Annotated in this window: 18 protein-coding genes; 9 read left to right on the top strand and 9 right to left on the bottom strand. The window is 63.2% G+C overall.

What is annotated here, in order from left to right:
* Together NKJ04_RS28135 and NKJ04_RS28130 are read left to right on the top strand one after the other, a co-directional pair.
* On the top strand, positions 1 to 288 hold the full coding sequence (locus NKJ04_RS28135; RefSeq protein ID WP_023813586.1) for a hypothetical protein: 288 nt from the start codon (positions 1 to 3) through the stop codon (positions 286 to 288).
* Between the two features lie 4 nt (positions 289 to 292).
* Complete coding sequence (locus NKJ04_RS28130) at positions 293 to 829, top strand: DinB family protein (protein WP_127288940.1); 537 nt, start codon at positions 293 to 295, stop codon at positions 827 to 829.
* Between the two features lie 19 nt (positions 830 to 848).
* Here NKJ04_RS28130 and NKJ04_RS28125 read toward each other — a convergent pair whose 3' ends face one another.
* The 3 genes from NKJ04_RS28125 to hppD form a co-directional block, all read right to left on the bottom strand.
* Positions 849 to 1226, bottom strand: coding sequence for a type II toxin-antitoxin system VapC family toxin (locus tag NKJ04_RS28125; protein ID WP_352553954.1), 378 nt, complete (start codon positions 1224 to 1226; stop codon positions 849 to 851).
* A complete protein-coding gene (locus tag NKJ04_RS28120; protein ID WP_023813589.1) occupies positions 1223 to 1447 on the bottom strand; it encodes a type II toxin-antitoxin system Phd/YefM family antitoxin in 225 nt (74 codons plus the stop codon). The genes NKJ04_RS28125 and NKJ04_RS28120 overlap by 4 nt, the downstream gene beginning before the upstream one ends.
* A 69-nt stretch (positions 1448 to 1516) precedes the next feature.
* Entirely contained in the window at positions 1517 to 2629 is a 1113-nt protein-coding gene (gene hppD / locus NKJ04_RS28115; RefSeq protein WP_352678597.1) for a 4-hydroxyphenylpyruvate dioxygenase, read from the bottom strand.
* Positions 2630 to 2751: 122 nt separating this feature from the next.
* Here hppD and NKJ04_RS28110 point away from each other — a divergent pair, with 122 nt between their 5' ends.
* Complete coding sequence (locus NKJ04_RS28110) at positions 2752 to 3219, top strand: Lrp/AsnC family transcriptional regulator (protein WP_352629731.1); 468 nt, start codon at positions 2752 to 2754, stop codon at positions 3217 to 3219.
* A gap of 229 nt (positions 3220 to 3448) precedes the next feature.
* Here the strand turns inward: NKJ04_RS28110 and NKJ04_RS28105 are convergent, their stop codons facing one another.
* The 4 genes from NKJ04_RS28105 to aztA form a co-directional block, all read right to left on the bottom strand.
* Positions 3449 to 3787 carry a protein tyrosine phosphatase family protein gene (locus NKJ04_RS28105; RefSeq protein ID WP_352629733.1) on the bottom strand — a complete coding sequence of 113 codons (339 nt, stop codon included), beginning with the start codon at positions 3785 to 3787 and terminating at the stop codon, positions 3449 to 3451.
* A gap of 150 nt (positions 3788 to 3937) precedes the next feature.
* Positions 3938 to 4879, bottom strand: coding sequence for a zinc ABC transporter substrate-binding protein AztC (gene aztC, locus NKJ04_RS28100; RefSeq protein ID WP_352678544.1), 942 nt, complete (start codon positions 4877 to 4879; stop codon positions 3938 to 3940).
* A gap of 27 nt (positions 4880 to 4906) precedes the next feature.
* Positions 4907 to 5782 carry a zinc ABC transporter permease AztB gene (aztB, locus tag NKJ04_RS28095; RefSeq protein ID WP_031212890.1) on the bottom strand — a complete coding sequence of 292 codons (876 nt, stop codon included), beginning with the start codon at positions 5780 to 5782 and terminating at the stop codon, positions 4907 to 4909.
* Positions 5782 to 6591, bottom strand: a complete 810-nt coding sequence (gene aztA / locus NKJ04_RS28090) for a zinc ABC transporter ATP-binding protein AztA (protein ID WP_023810169.1) — start codon at positions 6589 to 6591, stop codon at positions 5782 to 5784. Before aztA ends, aztB begins: the two co-directional genes overlap by 1 nt.
* A gap of 227 nt (positions 6592 to 6818) precedes the next feature.
* On the opposite strand from aztA, the gene NKJ04_RS28085 reads away from it, so the two are divergent.
* Entirely contained in the window at positions 6819 to 7163 is a 345-nt protein-coding gene (locus tag NKJ04_RS28085; protein WP_023810170.1) for a RidA family protein, read from the top strand.
* A 148-nt stretch (positions 7164 to 7311) separates the two neighbouring features.
* Here the strand turns inward: NKJ04_RS28085 and hutC are convergent, their stop codons facing one another.
* The gene (gene hutC, locus NKJ04_RS28080; RefSeq protein WP_352611667.1) at positions 7312 to 8052 is read right to left on the bottom strand and encodes a histidine utilization transcriptional repressor HutC; all 741 of its coding nucleotides are present in this window, start codon (positions 8050 to 8052) and stop codon (positions 7312 to 7314) included.
* Positions 8049 to 9401: a formimidoylglutamate deiminase gene (locus NKJ04_RS28075; RefSeq protein WP_352678539.1), complete on the bottom strand. Its 1353-nt coding sequence runs from the start codon at positions 9399 to 9401 to the stop codon at positions 8049 to 8051. The genes hutC and NKJ04_RS28075 overlap by 4 nt, the downstream gene beginning before the upstream one ends.
* Positions 9402 to 9499: 98 nt before the next feature.
* Here NKJ04_RS28075 and hutI point away from each other — a divergent pair, with 98 nt between their 5' ends.
* Genes hutI through NKJ04_RS28050 form a run of 5 tightly spaced genes read left to right on the top strand, consistent with a single transcriptional unit; the run spans position 9500 to position 15388 of the window.
* A complete protein-coding gene (gene hutI / locus NKJ04_RS28070) occupies positions 9500 to 10735 on the top strand; it encodes an imidazolonepropionase (protein ID WP_352611669.1) in 1236 nt (411 codons plus the stop codon).
* Entirely contained in the window at positions 10732 to 12273 is a 1542-nt protein-coding gene (gene hutH / locus NKJ04_RS28065; RefSeq protein WP_352611670.1) for a histidine ammonia-lyase, read from the top strand. Before hutI ends, hutH begins: the two co-directional genes overlap by 4 nt.
* Positions 12273 to 13091 carry an N-formylglutamate deformylase gene (hutG, locus tag NKJ04_RS28060; protein WP_352611671.1) on the top strand — a complete coding sequence of 273 codons (819 nt, stop codon included), beginning with the start codon at positions 12273 to 12275 and terminating at the stop codon, positions 13089 to 13091. Before hutH ends, hutG begins: the two co-directional genes overlap by 1 nt.
* 26 nt (positions 13092 to 13117) lie before the next feature.
* Entirely contained in the window at positions 13118 to 14788 is a 1671-nt protein-coding gene (gene hutU / locus NKJ04_RS28055) for a urocanate hydratase (protein WP_352678536.1), read from the top strand.
* 12 nt (positions 14789 to 14800) lie between these two features.
* Entirely contained in the window at positions 14801 to 15388 is a 588-nt protein-coding gene (locus NKJ04_RS28050) for a HutD/Ves family protein (RefSeq protein ID WP_352678533.1), read from the top strand.
* Positions 15389 to 15594 lie beyond the last annotated feature (206 nt).

The raw sequence follows: 15594 nt of genomic DNA, 5'->3' as shown, positions 1-15594 counted from the left end.
ATGACCGGGGTCTATCTGCTGGCCGGTGTCTGGGCACTCGCTATACTGGCGGTCTTCATCCAGGCGATCCGGCTGAGTTACCGCATCGAGGCGCGCTCGCCTGACCTGACCAACCGCGGCGGCTTTCCGCGCAAGGCGATGATGTTCCACACCATCACCAACATGAAAGTCGCGCGGGATGAGGAGACGCAAGCCATGCGTCGGCGCATGAACGGGCTGCTGCTGATCGTTCTTGCCGGATTCGCGATCATGGGGGCAGGCTTGCATCTGGTGCGGGCAGGGGGATGATCTCGTGAACCTGCTCGACCATCTGCGCCGTATGGCCGGCAACAATCTGTGGTCGAACGACCGGCTCTACCGCGCGGTGCTGTCCCTCCAGCCCGGTGAGTTCGAGGCCGAACGCACCAGCTTCTTTCCGTCGATCAAGGCAACGCTCAACCACATCCTTGCGGTCGATCTTCTCTATCTCGATTTTCTCGAAGAGGGTGGTCTCGGTGCTGCCGCCCATGACGACTTCGTGCCCCTCGACGAGCCGGCGGCGTTGTTTGCCGCGCAGGTCGCAGCCGACCGGCGGCTGATCGCCTTTTGCGATAGGCTGTCGGCCGACGATCTCGATCGCCGCGTCATCACCGACCGGCGCGAGGACGGCATGATCCCCGAGCGCATCGGCGATATCCTCGCCCATGTCTTTCTGCACGACATCCATCACCGCGGCCAGGTGCACGCAATGCTTTCGGGCACGTCGGTCAAGCCGCCGCAATTGGATGAATTTCTGCTCTGCTATGATGCGAAGCTGAGGGAGAGAGAGGTCGAGCGGTTGGGTTTGTGAGAGCGACTTGTCTCGCTAATCATCCCAGAGCGACATCATAACGGGCAAAACACGGGTCGGATGTAAGGATTGCTAGGTTCTCCATTTGCGCCTGCGCGATCAGCAGTCTGTCGAATGGATCACCATGATGGTGGGGTAGGCTGCTGACGGCGTTCGCATGCTGCAAAGTGACGGCAAGTGGCTGAAATTGCATTCTGGGAAGCAGCGTTGGCAGATCGTCCGGCGCGTTGAGTTTTCCGATTGAACGTTTGATGGCAATTTCCCAGACGCTTGCCGCGCTCGCGAACACCACCGCTTCCGAAGCCAAGATAGCGCGGTGGTGCTGGCTGAGACGTGGATCGTCTGAAATCGACCACAGGATGATATGCGTGTCGGCGAGAAACGGGCCGACCGTCATTTCACGTACTCGTCCCATTCGGGACCGAGTTCATCAAAATCGTCCGCAATCCAAATCTTGCCCTTCAAGGCGCCAATACGCGGCAGTGGTTCGGCCGCTGCCGGCGGTACGATGCGCGCGGCCACCTTGCCGTGGCGTGTGAGAACGATCTCCTCGCCGGCTTCCGCGCGGCTGACGAGTTCCGACAATTTGGCCTTGGCCTCGGCGATGGAAACATTCATAGCGCGATCCTTATGACCATAATTTAGGTCATAATTGGTCGCGCCGCAAGAAGCCCGGTTCGAATCTACCTACTCCGCAGCCTGAACCTTGATCACCCCGCGCTTGATCTGGTCCTGCTCGATGGATTCGAACAGCGCGCGGAAGTTGCCCTCGCCAAAACCTTCGTCGCCCTTGCGCTGGATGAACTCGAAAAAGATCGGGCCGATCACGGTCTTCGAAAAGATCTGCAGCAGGATCTTGGTCGTGCCGCCGTCGACGACGCCTTCGCCGTCGATCAGGATACCGTGCTTCTTCATCCGCTCGATCGGTTCGTCATGGCCATTCACGCGGTCATACGACATGTCGTAGTAGGTCTCCGGAGGGCCGGGCATGAACTTCAGCCCGTTCTCGGCCAGCCTGTCGGTGGCGGCGTAGATCTCGTCGGTGCCGACAGCGATGTGCTGAATGCCCTCGCCATTGTACTTCTTCAGGTATTCGGCGATCTGGCTAGTCTCGTCCTTGGACTCGTTGAGCGGAATGCGGATCTTGCCGCAGGGTGAGGTGATGGCGCGGCTGACCAGGCCGGTGATCTTGCCGTCGATGTCGAAGAAATGGATCTGCTTGAAGCCGAACAGATTGCGGTAGAAATCCCACCATTTGTCCATCTGGCCGCGATAGACATTGTGGGTCAGGTGATCGAGATAGTAGAAGCCGACGCCTTCCGGCCGCGGGTCGCGCTCGCCCAGCCACTCGAACTCGGCATCATAGGCCGAACCCTTCTTGCCATAGGTCTCGATGAAATAGAGCAGCGAGCCGCCAATGCCGATGATTGCCGGCACGTCGAGCGCCTTGTCGGCGCCTTCGTAAGGCGTGGCACCCTTGGCAACGGCGTGATCGAAAGCGTGTTTGGCATCGACAACCCGCCAGGCCATCGAGGCAGCACAAGGCCCATGCTTGTCGACGAACTTCATCGCGTGCGAGCCAGGCTCGGCATTGACGACATAGTTGATGTCGCCCTGCCGCCAGATGGTGATGTCTTTCGTGCGGTGCTTGGCCACCGCAACATAGCCCATACGGGTGAACAGCTCAGCGAGCTTCTGCGGCTCCGGATGCGCGAATTCGACAAACTCGAAGCCGTCGGTGCCGGCCGGGTTGTCCTTGCTGATCTTGGCGGGCGGGGCGTCGTGCGGGAAGGGACCCATCATATTCCTCCGAAAGCTGGCCTAGCCTGCGATCATAACGCGGAGGAGGCGCACGGTGCTTGCATTCAAACGCTTGAAATGATGATGTCATGCGTGAAGCGTGCATGATATGAGGAAAAGCCATGGATGAGACGCGGATTGATCAGTTCGACCGCAAGATAATGGCGCTGTTGCAGGGTGATGCGCGGCTCACCAACAACGATCTTTCGGAGCGGGTGAACCTGTCGGCGTCGCAATGCTCGCGCCGCCGCCAGCGGCTGGAGGAGGATGGCTTCATCAGGGGCTATCGCGCCGTTCTCGACCGCGACAAGCTCGGTTTTTCCCTGGTCAACGTCATTTCGGTCACGCTCGCCACGCACAACCGCGACAATGCGCGGCGCTTCGGCGAGCTGGTGGCGCGGCTGCCTGAGGTGCAGGAAGCGCACGCGCTGACCGGCGAGATGGATTATATATTGAAAGTGGTGACGCCCGACCTGAAGTCGCTGTCGGAATTCGTCAACGGGGTGCTCCTGCCGCACGAATCCGTGCAGCATGTGAAAACGGCGATCGTACTGGAGACGCTGAAGGAGACGGGTGCGTTACCGATTTAGGCAGAACGGATTTCAGTTGATACGTCGGAGGGGCAGCACCCCCCTCTGTCCTGCCGGACATCTCCCCCGCAAGGGGGGAGATTGGATGTCGCGAATCCCTTCGCCAATCGCCAACGTTGCAGGAAGAGCCTTGGCGGCGAAGCTGCCGATCTCCCCCTTGCGGGGGAGATGGCCGGCAGGCCAGAGGGGGTGTGAAGGATCGCCAGCTACGGAATGACGGAAAGGCCGTTCAGCCCTTCGACTGTTGGATCAGCCCATAGAGATTGGTGCAGCGGGCGCCGGAGCGGCAATAGGCGAAGACCGGGCCGTCGAGTTCGTCGAGCGCTTCGGCCTGATCCCCGACATTCTCGGCCGTAATCTGGCCGCTGATGACGGGGATGTAGCGGAAGGCAAGCCCTGCGGCTTCGACCGCTGCCTTGACGGTGTCGGCAGAAGGCTGGCCGGGCTGTTCGTCATCGGGCCGGTTGCAGATGACGCTCTTGAAGCCGGCTTCCTTGATGGCGGCGACGTCCTCAGGCTGGATCTGGCCCGAAACCGAATAGTCCTCGCTGATTTCGCGGTATTCCATGGCAGCATCCTCGCAAACTGGTCAGGCGGCAGTCTTGCCACTCCCCGACATGGGCGGCAATCCATACCGAAGGAATTCTCTGCCAAATAGACACTACGTGCCGGAAAATCCAACCGGGCCGATGCGGCCCGGCTGGACAATCCTTCATACTCAACTGCCGAGAATGGCGCCTTTGATCTGACGGATGTTGTTGTGCATCATGTCGATATAGGTCGCAGCCGGGCCGTCGGGCTGCGACAGCGCATCCGAATAGAGCGTGCCGCCGACCTTGATGCCGGTTTCGCTGGCGATCTGTTCGATCAGGCGCGGGTTGGTGATGTTCTCGACGAAGATCGCAGCCGCCTTGTCCTGCTTCACCTGATTGACCAGTTTGGCGACGTCTGCGGCGGATGGCTCGGAGTCGGTCGAGATGCCTTGCGGGGCGAGGAAGGTCAGGCCGTATGCGTGTTCGAAATAGCCGAAGGCGTCATGCGAGGTGATGACGACGCGTTTGCTCTGCGGGATCGAGGCAATCGCCGTTTTCACTTCACCTTCGACCGCGTCGAGCTTCTTGGTGTAGGCGGCGGCATTGGTCTGGTAGCTGACGCAGCCTTCGGAATCGGCCGCGCAGAAGGCCTCGGCGATGTTCTTCACGTAGATCCTGGCGTTGGCGATCGACTGGAAGGCGTGCGGATCGGTGACCGTCTTGCCGCCGCCGGTGCCGGCACCTTCGGCCGCGTCGGCGTCGGCGAATTCAGGCTTGAAATCGATCGGCGTCACGCCCTTGGTCAAGGTAATGATAGACGCCTTGGTGGCGCTGGCATCGACCAGCCGCTGCAGGAAACCTTCGAAATGCAGGCCGTTGACCAGCACGATGTCGGCCTTGGCCATGGCCACAGCATCGGCCGGGCTCGGCTCGTAGACATGGGCGTCGCCATCCGGCCCGACAATGGTGGTGACGTCGATGCGGTCGCCGCCGACATTTTTGGCGAAATCGGCAATGACGGTGAAGCTGGCGACCACTTTCAGCGGTGCCGCCAAGGCCGACGATGCGCCAAAGGCGGTTAATGTTATAACGCTCATAGCCAAGGCGGCATGGATCGATTTCAGCATAGACGGGTCTCCTTCTAGGGGCGGGGATCAGGCCGTTCTGTGACGGTGATGGATGATGCGCGCGCGCAGAATGCCGCGCGTGCCAAACAGGATCGAGGCGAAATAGACGACGCCGGCCGACAGGATGATGGCCGGGCCGGACGGCAGTGACGCGTGATAGGACAAAAGCAGCCCGGCGACGCAGGACGCGAAGCCGATCAGCACCGCCAGCACGCACATCGGCTCGACGCGAACTGTCCAGAAGCGGGCGGCTGCGGCCGGCAGCATCATCAGCCCAACCGACAGAAGCGTGCCGAGTGCCTGGAAGCCGCCGACAAGGTTGAGCACGACAAGGCCGAGGAAGATGAAATGCACCGGACTGCCGAGCCGGCTGACCGAGCGCAGGAACAGCGGGTCGAGGCATTCGGCGACCAGCGCCCGCCAGAAGATGGCGAGGCTGACCAGCGTCACCGCGACGATGCCGCCGATCAGCGTCAGGGCCTCATCGTTGAGCGCCAGCACGGTGCCGAACAGCACGTGCATGAGATCGACGCTGGAACCGCGGATCGACACCATCAGCACGCCGATGGCGAGCGAAATCAGATAGAACGCCGCCATCGAGGCGTCCTCGCGCTGGATGGTGAAGCGCGAGACGGCGCCGGCGCCGAGCGCGACGATGACGCCGGCGATCAGGCCGCCGATGGTCATCGGCAGGATCTCCAGTCCATAGAACAGGAAGCCGGCGGCTGCACCGGGCAGGATGGCGTGCGCCATCGCGTCGCCCGACAGGCTCATGCGTCGCAGCATCAGGAAGACGCCGATAGGGCAGGCGCCGAGCGACAGCATCAGCGAACCGATCAAAGCCCGCTGCATGAAGCCGAAATCGGCGAAGGGCGCGATGACAAGACCGTAAAGCATGTCCATCAGGCAGCCCTCGGTCCGACGCCGTGTTGATGGTCATGGTGATCGTGGCCATGGTGATCGTGACCATGAGCGTCCTCGCCCGGCTCGCACCAGGGTGCATTTTCTTCCCAGGCTTCGTGGAAGCGGCGGGCGCGCAACAGGTTATCAGGCTTCAGCGTTTCCCTGGTTTCGCCCCAGGCGATCGGCTGGCGGGCGAGAAGCAGCGTTTCGGGGAAATTCTGCCGCACCAGGTCCAAATCGTGCACGACAACCATGATGGTGCGTTCCTCGCCATGCCAGTGCTTGATCAGGGCAATGAGGTCGCCGACCGTCTTGGCGTCGACAGCATTGAAGGGTTCGTCGAGCAGGATGAGGTCGGCGTCCTGCAGCAGGACACGCGCAAACAGCGTGCGCTGCAACTGGCCGCCCGACAGCGTGTCGATCGGCCGCTTCTCGAAACCGCCGAGGCCAACCGCCATCAGCGCCTTGCTGACGTCTTCGCGATCTTCCTTGGTGTAGCGGCCAAGCAGGCCGCGCCGTGGCCACAGGCCGAGCGAAACCAGATCCACCACCCGTGCCGGAAAGGAGCGGTCGAGCTCCGATTGCTGCGGCAGATAGGCGGCACGTACACCGGGCGCGCGGATAACCTCGCCGGCCATCGGCTTCAGGACGCCGACAATGCCTTTCATCAGCGTCGATTTGCCGGAGCCATTGGCGCCGACCACAGCGGTCAGCGAGCCCTTGCGGATGGTGCCGTCGAGATGATGGATCGCCGGATGGCTGCCGTAGCCAAGCGTCAGGTCGCGGAATGTCAGGCAGGTATTTGTCATTCTGCGATCCGTAGGCGGCGAAATCCGGCTGCTGGCAGCGGCCGACTGGATATGTGATGTTATTACATTAGTCAACAAGCCAATCCGGCGGAATTGCGGCCGCAGGGTCAACTTGCCGTGTTTGCACATCCATATGCCATTGGCCCAAGGGGATTCGACCTGACGATCTTGCCCGAAGCCGGTCGCGACTCTAAAGAAGCGCAACCGCCACAGGAAGGAACCATCCAATGAGCATTCGTCGCATCGATGTTGGCCCGCGCATGAGCCAGATCGTCATCCATGGCAATACCGTCTATCTGGCTGGTCAGGTTGGCCAGCCAACCGGCAACGTCGCTTCGCAGACCAGGGACATCCTGGCGGCCATCGACGAACTGCTGGCCAAGGCCGGTTCCGACAAGACCAAGATACTGCAGGCGATCATCTGGCTGGCCGACATGAGCACCTTTGCCGAGATGAATGCTGAGTGGGACAAGTGGGTGCCGCAAGGCAACACGCCGGCCCGCGCCACCGGCGAAGCAAAGCTCGCCACCCCGGATTATCTGGTCGAGATTATTATTACCGCGGCGATTTGATCGGCGGCCTTCTACCTCCCCCTTGTGGGGAGGTCGGACCGAAGGTCCGGGTGGGGGTCGGCGCCGCTGCCCTCCGCTATGGCTCCGGGCGTTCGGTGTTCGAAAAGCCAAATCGTTGGCTTTTCGCCAGCCTGCGGCTGGACACGCCTCACCCCTGCGACGGCCTGAACCTTGCCACCAGCGTGTGGCTCTCGGCTGCGTAGGTAAAGCGTACATGGGTGACCGGATGTTCGGCGCTCCATGTCCGCCGCTCGACCACCAGGCAAGGCGCACCGGTTTCTATGTCGAGTGCCGCGGCGATATGCCTGTCGGCTGCGACAGCGCGAATCCGGTGCTCGGCTTCGCTCCACGGCACGCGGCCGATCAGCCATGGCCCTGGTGCGATGGCCACGAATTCCTCGTCCGCTGCCTCGGGCACGGCGGTGAGGTTGATCAGCCGCTGTTCATGCGCGAACGGCCGCTCGCCGGCGAAATGCCCGCATTCCAGCGCCAGAACCGGTCCGGCCAAGCCCAATTCCAGCGAGGCGCGGTCCCCGGCGCTGCTGCGCCTTTTGTGTCGCATCACGCGCTCGTAGCGATAGGGCAGACCGAGCGCTTCGACCTCGATGCGGATATCGTGGATTTCCAGCACCGCCGCTTGCGACTGCGGCCGGCGCACAAAGCTGCCTGAGCGGCGGCGGCGTTCGATCAGCCCGGCCTTGGCAAGCTGTGACAGCGCCTTGTTCACCGTCATGCGCGAGCAATTGTATTGCACGCTCAATTCGTGCTCGAACGGGATGCGATGGCCGGGCGCCCAGGCCCCGGACGTGATCTTCTCGCTAATGTCGGTCAGGATGCGCTGGTGCAGCGAGCCGCCACCTTCCGCTACCACTGTGTCGGCCATGCTCATGCCGAAAGCGCCGTCATCACGCTGCGAAACCGCCCGGCGATGGCCTCTCGCTTCACATGCCTGCCGCCGCTGACCTGTTTGAGCCCATGCACCCAGACGCAGTCGACCTTGCTGCCATTGGCGAAGATCCAGGCGTCGAGAATTGCGTCGCCGGTCTTGCCGGCCAGCGAGGGATTTTTGGGATCGAGCGAGACGAGATCGGCCGAGGCGCCGGCGGCGATCGCGGAAGCACCGGCGCCAAGCGCGACGCTGCCACCGTCGAGTGCGGCGTCGAACAGCGCGCGGCCAGTCGAGCCGCCGGCGACCGCCAGCACATTACGGGCGCGGCGGGCGAGGCGCTGCGAATATTCGAGCTGGCGCAACTCGTCCGGGAGGCCGATGAGCACGTTGGAATCGGAGCCGACCCCGAAGCGGCCGCCATGGTCTCTGAACAGTGGCGCTGCAAAAGTGCCGTCGCCGAGATTGGCCTCGGTGATCGGGCAAAGGCCGGCGATGGCGCCACTCCTGGCCATGGCAACGGTTTCAGCATCGGTCATGTGCGTGGCGTGGATCAGGCACCAGCGCTTGTCGACCTTGGCATGCCCAAGCAGAAATTCGACCGGCCGCGCGCCCGACCAGGCAAGGCAATCCTCGACCTCTTTCACCTGCTCGGCAATGTGGATGTGGATAGGCCCATCCGGTGCTATGGCAGTCACCTCAATCAGTTCTTCCGGCGTCGCGGCGCGCAAACTGTGCGGAGCGACGCCGACGACAGCCTGATTCAGTGCACGAACCGATTCGCGGCATTTCTCAACAAGCCGCGAGAAGCGATTCACATCGTTGATGAATCGCCGCTGGCCTTCGTTTGGCACGGCACCGCCGAAAGACGAGTGCGCATAAAACACCGGCAACAGCGTCAGGCCGATGCCCGTCTCGCCGGCAGCGGCCGCAATGCGTTCGGCCATCTCGGCGAGGTTGGCATAGGGTTTTCCATCGCGGTCGTGATGCAGATAGTGAAATTCGCCGACGCGGGAAAAACCGGCCTCCAGCATCTCGACATAGAGCTGCGCTGCAACCGCCTCGACCTGATTGGGCGTCATCGACAGGGCGAAGCGGTACATCACCTCTCGCCAGCTCCAGAAACTGTCGGCGGAGGGGCCGCGAAGCTCGGCAAGGCCGGCCATGCCGCGCTGGAAGGCGTGGCTGTGCAAATTGGGCATGCCGGGCAACAGGATCGCGTGGCGTTCGTCGTCGGCTGTCGCAGCGGCACCAGGCTGAACGGCTGTAATGCGCCCCTCGGCCAGGGTGATCCGCACATTATCGCGCCAGCCATTGGGAAGGAGCGCCTGTTCCGCAAAGATCGCTGCCACTTTTCTCTCCGGTTCTCTGTCTCTCATGCGATGATGGCACTTGCAGTGCGTTTCGATATGTATATACATAATCGTCATCGATTGAAACGGAAAAGATGATGGCTGGACAGAGCAAAAGCCGGGCAGGGGATCTTCGTCTGTGGCGCAATGCGCGGCTCGCGACCATGGCCGAAGGGTCTGCCGGACTTGGCATCGTCGAACACGGCGCGGTCGCTTCGCGTGACGGCCGCATTGTCTATGCCGGCCCCGAGTCGGAGCTGCCCCCAACACTTGCCCAGGGCGTCGAGACGATCGATTGCGAGGGCCGCTGGATCACACCCGGCCTGATCGACTGCCACACCCATCTGGTCCATGCCGGCAACCGCGCCAACGAATTCGAGATGCGGCTGGCCGGCTCCACCTATGAAGAGGTCGCCCGGGCCGGCGGCGGCATTGTCTCCTCGGTCAAGTCGCTGCGCGCCGCCAGCGAAGACGAACTGGTCACTCAATCGCTGCCGCGCCTCGATGCGCTGATCGCCGAAGGCGTGACCACCGTCGAGATCAAGTCCGGCTATGGCCTCGACCTCGAAAACGAGAAGAAGTCGCTGCGTGCCGCCCGCCAACTGGGCGAGCAACGGCCGGTGACGATCCGCACGACCTTCCTCGGCGCTCACGCGCTGCCGCCGGAAGCCAAGGGCGACAAGGACGCTTTTATCGATCTGGTCGCCAATGAGATTCTTCCTTCGGTTGCCGCCGAGGGGCTGGCCGATGCCGTCGACGGTTTCTGCGAGGGCATCGCCTTTTCGCCGGAACAGATGGCGCGCGTCTTCGATGCGGCCAAAGCGGCCGGCCTGCCGGTCAAGCTCCATGCCGACCAGCTGTCCAACCTGCATGGCGCCGAACTCGCCGCCCGCTACGGCGCTCTGTCGGCCGACCATCTCGAATACACCGATGATGCAGGTGCAGCGGCGATGGCCAAGGCCGGAACCGTGGCGACGATCCTGCCCGGCGCCTACTATTTCATCCGCGAAACCAAGAAGCCGCCGATCAGCCTGTTTCGCCAGCACGGCGTCAAGATGGCTGTCGCCACCGACAACAACCCCGGCACCTCGCCGCTGACCTCGCTGCTTCTGACCATGAACATGGCCGCGACCCTGTTCGGCCTGACCGTCGATGAATGTCTTGCCGGCGTCACCCGCGAGGCGGCCCGCGCGCTCGGTTTGCTGGAAGAAACCGGCACGCTTGAGGTCGGAAAGTCCGCCGACCTGGCGATCTGGGACATCGAGCGCCCCGCCGAACTCGTCTACCGCATGGGCTTCAACCCGCTGCATGCCCGCATTTGGAGAGGACAATGACCGAACTGACCCTGAAGCCCGGCAATGCGACGCTGGCGGACTGGCGCGCCATCTATCGTGGCGCCGTGCCCAAGCTGGACAACGCCTGCCGGCCAAAGATCAAGGCGAGCGCCGAGGCCGTCGCCAGGATCGTCGCCAAGGGCGAACCGGTCTATGGCATCAACACCGGTTTCGGCAAACTGGCCAGCGTCCGCATCCCGGCCGAGGATCTCGAGACCTTGCAGCGCAACATCGTTCTGTCGCACGCCGCCGGCGTCGGCGAGCCGATGCCGGTTGCTGTCTGCAGGCTGATGATGGCGCTGAAGCTCGCCAGCCTGGCGCAGGGCGCGTCCGGCGTGAGGCCGCAAACCATCGAATTGCTGGAAGCAATGCTGGCCAACGACGTCATCCCGGTGGTGCCGGCGCAGGGTTCGGTCGGCGCCTCCGGGGACCTTGCCCCGCTGTCGCACATGACGGCGGTGATGATCGGCGTCGGCGAATGTTTTACCCCGCATGGCCGTTTTCCGGCCAAGGTCGCCTTCGTCTCGCATGGGCTGGAGCCGGTGACACTGGGCGCCAAGGAGGGCCTGGCGCTGCTCAACGGCACCCAGTTTTCGACCGCCTATGCGCTGGCCGCCTTGTTCGAGGCCGAAGTGCTCTACCAATCGGCGCTGGTCGCCGGTGCCCTGTCGACCGACGCGGCAAAAGGGTCCGACGCCCCCTTCGATCCGCGCATCCATGTGCTGAGAAAGCATCCCGGCCAGATCGAGGCGGCCGACGCCCTGCGCAATCTGATGGCCGGCAGCGCCATCCGAGAATCGCACCGGGTTGGTGACGAACGCGTGCAGGATCCGTACTGCCTGCGCTGCCAGCCTCAGGTGATGGGCGCTGCACTGACCGTGCTGCGCCAGGCGGCCGACACGCTGGGCACCGAAGCCAACGGCGTTACCGACAATCCGCTGATCTTCGCCGAGGACGACACCGCACTTTCCGGCGGCAATTTCCACGCCGAGCCGGTGGCCTTCGCCGCCGACATGATCGCGCTCGCGGTCTGCGAGATCGGCTCGCTGTCGGAACGCCGCATCGCCATGCTTGTCGATCCGGCACTGTCCGGCATGCCGGCCTTCTTGACGCCGAAGCCTGGTCTGAACTCCGGCTTCATGATCCCGCAGGTGACGGCGGCGGCTCTCGTCTCGGAAAACAAGCAGAAAGCCTATCCGGCCAGCGTCGATTCGATTCCCACATCGGCCAACCAGGAAGACCATGTTTCGATGGCCGCGCACGGTGCGCGCCGGCTGATCGGCATGGTCGAGAACGCCACCGCGGTGATCGGCATCGAATTGCTGGCCGCGGCGCAAGGCTGCGACTTCCATGCCCCGTTGGCGTCGAGCGATGCCCTTGAGGCAGTGCGCAAGCTGGTCCGGGCCGAGGTGCCGCATCTCGACAATGACCGGCATTTCCACCCCGACATGGAAAAGGCCATCGCCATGGTCCGCACTGGCGCAACCATCAAGGCCGCTGGCGCGATAGCGCTGCCGTCGATTTCGGGAGCGGTATGATGACCGCCACGCCCTGGCTAACCGTCACGCCCGGCACGACCCCGCTGCTGGTGTCGATACCACACACCGGCATCGACCTCGCCGGCCTTGAGAATCGGCTGGTCTCGCCCTGGCTCGGCCGCCGCGACTGCGATTGGTGGATCGATAATCTCTATGACTTTGCTGCCGGCCTCGGGGCGACGGTGGTGCACACCGCGACCTCGCGCACCGTCATCGACGTCAACCGCGATCCCTCCGGCGCCTCGCTTTACCCCGGCCAGGCGACGACCGGCCTTTGCCCGACCGAGACTTTCGATGGCGACCCGCTCTATCGCGAGGGCGAAGAACCGGGGCCGTCGGAGATCGACGAACGTCGCGAGAAATTCTTCGTGCCCTACCATGCCGCCTTGCAGGTCGAGATCGACCGGTTGCGTGGCTTGCACGAAAAGATCGTGCTCTATGACTGCCACTCGATCCGTTCAGTGCTGCCGCGCCTCTTCGAAGGCACGCTGCCGGTTTTCAATCTCGGCACCAATGACGGCAGGAGCGCCGATCCGACGCTGCAGGCGATGGTCGGCCAGATCATGGCCGAAACCGGTGAAACCTCTGTCATCAACGGCCGCTTCAAAGGCGGCTGGATCACACGCCATTTTGGCCAGCCGCAGCAAGGTGTGCATGCGCTGCAGATGGAACTCTCCAACCGCGGCTATATGCGCGAGCCCGATGGCAAGGGCACGCCGGACAACTGGCCGGTGCCTTACGATGCCGAGTTCGCAGCACCGATCCGCGCCACCCTGCGGAAAATCCTCGAGACCGCGACATCCTGGGCGCGCGTCTGACATCAGGTCCTTTATGGAGTGACGCCATGAACAATCCTCGCCACAACATCCGCGAAGTCCGCAGCCCGCGCGGCACCGAAATCAGCGCGCGCTCCTGGCTGACGGAAGCGCCGCTGCGCATGCTGATGAACAATCTCGACCCGGATGTTGCAGAAAATCCCAACGAGCTGGTCGTCTATGGCGGCATCGGCCGGGCGGCGCGCACCTGGAACGACTTTGACCGCATCGTCGCCTCCTTGAGGACGCTGGCCGATGACGAGACTTTGCTGGTCCAGTCCGGCAAGCCGGTCGGCGTCTTCCGCACCCATCCCGACGCCCCACGCGTGCTGATCGCCAACTCCAATCTGGTGCCGCACTGGGCGAATTGGGAAAAGTTCAACGAGCTCGATAAGAAGGGCCTGATGATGTACGGCCAGATGACGGCCGGCTCGTGGATCTACATCGGCACGCAAGGCATCGTGCAGGGCACCTACGAGACCTTCGTCGAGGCCGGCCGCCAGCACTATGGCGGCAATCTCCGGGGAAAATGGATCCTGACCGGCGGTCTCGGCGGCATGGGTGGCGCCCAGCCGCTCGCCGCCGTCATGGCCGGCGCCTGCTGCCTGGCGATCGAATGCAACCCGGAGTCGATCGATTTCCGCCTGCGCACCCGCTACGTCGACGAGCGCGCCGACACGCTCGACGAGGCGCTGGAAAAGATCGAACGCTGGACCAAGGCCGGCGAGGCGAAGTCGGTCGGCCTGCTTGGCAATACGGCCGACATCGTGCCGGAGATGTTCAGGCGTGGCATTCGCCCCGATATGGTCACCGACCAGACCTCGGCGCATGATCCCATCAACGGCTACCTGCCGAAGGGCTGGACGATGGCCGAGTGGCGCGAGAAGCGCGTCAGCGACCCCAAGGAAGTCGAGAAGGCAGCCCGCGCCTCCATGCGCGAACATGTCGAGGCGATGGTGGCGTTCTGGAACGCCGGCGTGCCGACGCTCGACTATGGCAACAACATCCGCCAGGTGGCCAAGGAGGAGGGGTTCGAGAACGCTTTCGCCTTCCCCGGTTTCGTGCCGGCCTATATCCGTCCGCTGTTCTGCCGCGGCATCGGCCCCTTTCGATGGGCGGCCCTGTCGGGCGATCCGGAGGATATCTACAAGACCGACGCCAAGGTGCGCGAACTGACGCCCGGCAACACCCATCTGCACAACTGGCTCGACATGGCGCGTGAGCGCATTGCCTTCCAGGGTCTGCCGGCGCGCATCTGCTGGGTTGGCCTCGGCGACCGGCATCGGCTCGGGCTCGCCTTCAACGAGATGGTGGCCAGGGGCGAGTTGAAGGCGCCTGTCGTCATCGGTCGCGATCACCTCGATTCCGGCTCGGTCGCTTCGCCGAACCGCGAAACGGAATCGATGAAGGACGGCTCGGACGCGGTATCCGACTGGCCGCTGCTCAACGCATTGCTCAACACGGCGTCCGGCGCCACCTGGGTGTCGCTGCACCATGGCGGCGGCGTCGGCATGGGTTTCTCGCAGCACGCCGGCATGGTGATCGTCGCCGACGGCACGCGCGAAGCGGCCAGGCGCCTGGAGCGGGTGTTGTGGAACGACCCGGCGACCGGTGTCATGCGCCACGCCGATGCCGGCTACGAGATCGCCGTCGAATGCGCCAAGGAGCACCAGCTCAATTTGCCCGGCATTCTCGGCTGATTGGTTGAGCCGATGCGTGTTCTGCGGGCAGCCGAATACCGGTCGATGCCGTGGAAGAACGGCGGCGGCGTGACGACGGAAATCGCCGTCTCGCCCACTGGTGCCGGGCTCGACGATTTCGACTGGCGCGTCTCGATGGCGCGCGTCGAATTGAGCGGTCCTTTCTCGCAATTTGCCGGGATCGATCGCACCCTTGCCGTGCTCGAAGGCGAGGGCATCGTCCTCGAGATTGCCGGCCACCCGCCGACATCCATAAACAGGACGACTGCCCTGTTTTCTTTCCCTGCCGACGTGCGGACCTCGGCCGCGCTGATCGGCGGACCGATCACTGATCTCAATGTCATGACCCGCCGAAGCCGGATGACGCATTCGGTCGAACGCCTGGTGATTTCGGCCCCCGTGGAAATCCGGACTGAAGCCGGCACAACGCTGATCCTGTGCTTGAACGGCGACGTCAGCGTGCCCGCCGCTGAACCGGTTCGCCTCGGGCCGCTCGACACGCTGCGGTCCGGTCCGGTCAGCACCGGCCTGCTTGTCCAGCCCGCCCATGAGGCAACGCTGTTCGTGATCCGGATCTGCGCCGTCGCCGGCAACGATTAACGCTTGTTTCCAAACATGATCACGGTACCGGCGAAATATAGCGTAAGCTGCTGGCGGCATCACGAAAAAGCCTGAATCCTCTCCGCCGATCTGGCTTGGTGGGAAGTAGGGTGCTTGTCTTTGAGTCTTGCTGAGAGATGACGCCCTGTCGCGGTGCGGAAACAAACTTTCGGCAAGTGGGGTTTATGCAACCAATTGCATTTGAA

The organism is Mesorhizobium sp. M0618 (genome assembly GCF_040320765.1).
GTDB lineage: Bacteria > Pseudomonadota > Alphaproteobacteria > Rhizobiales > Rhizobiaceae > Mesorhizobium.
This window is presented reverse-complemented; position numbering and strand designations above follow the sequence as displayed.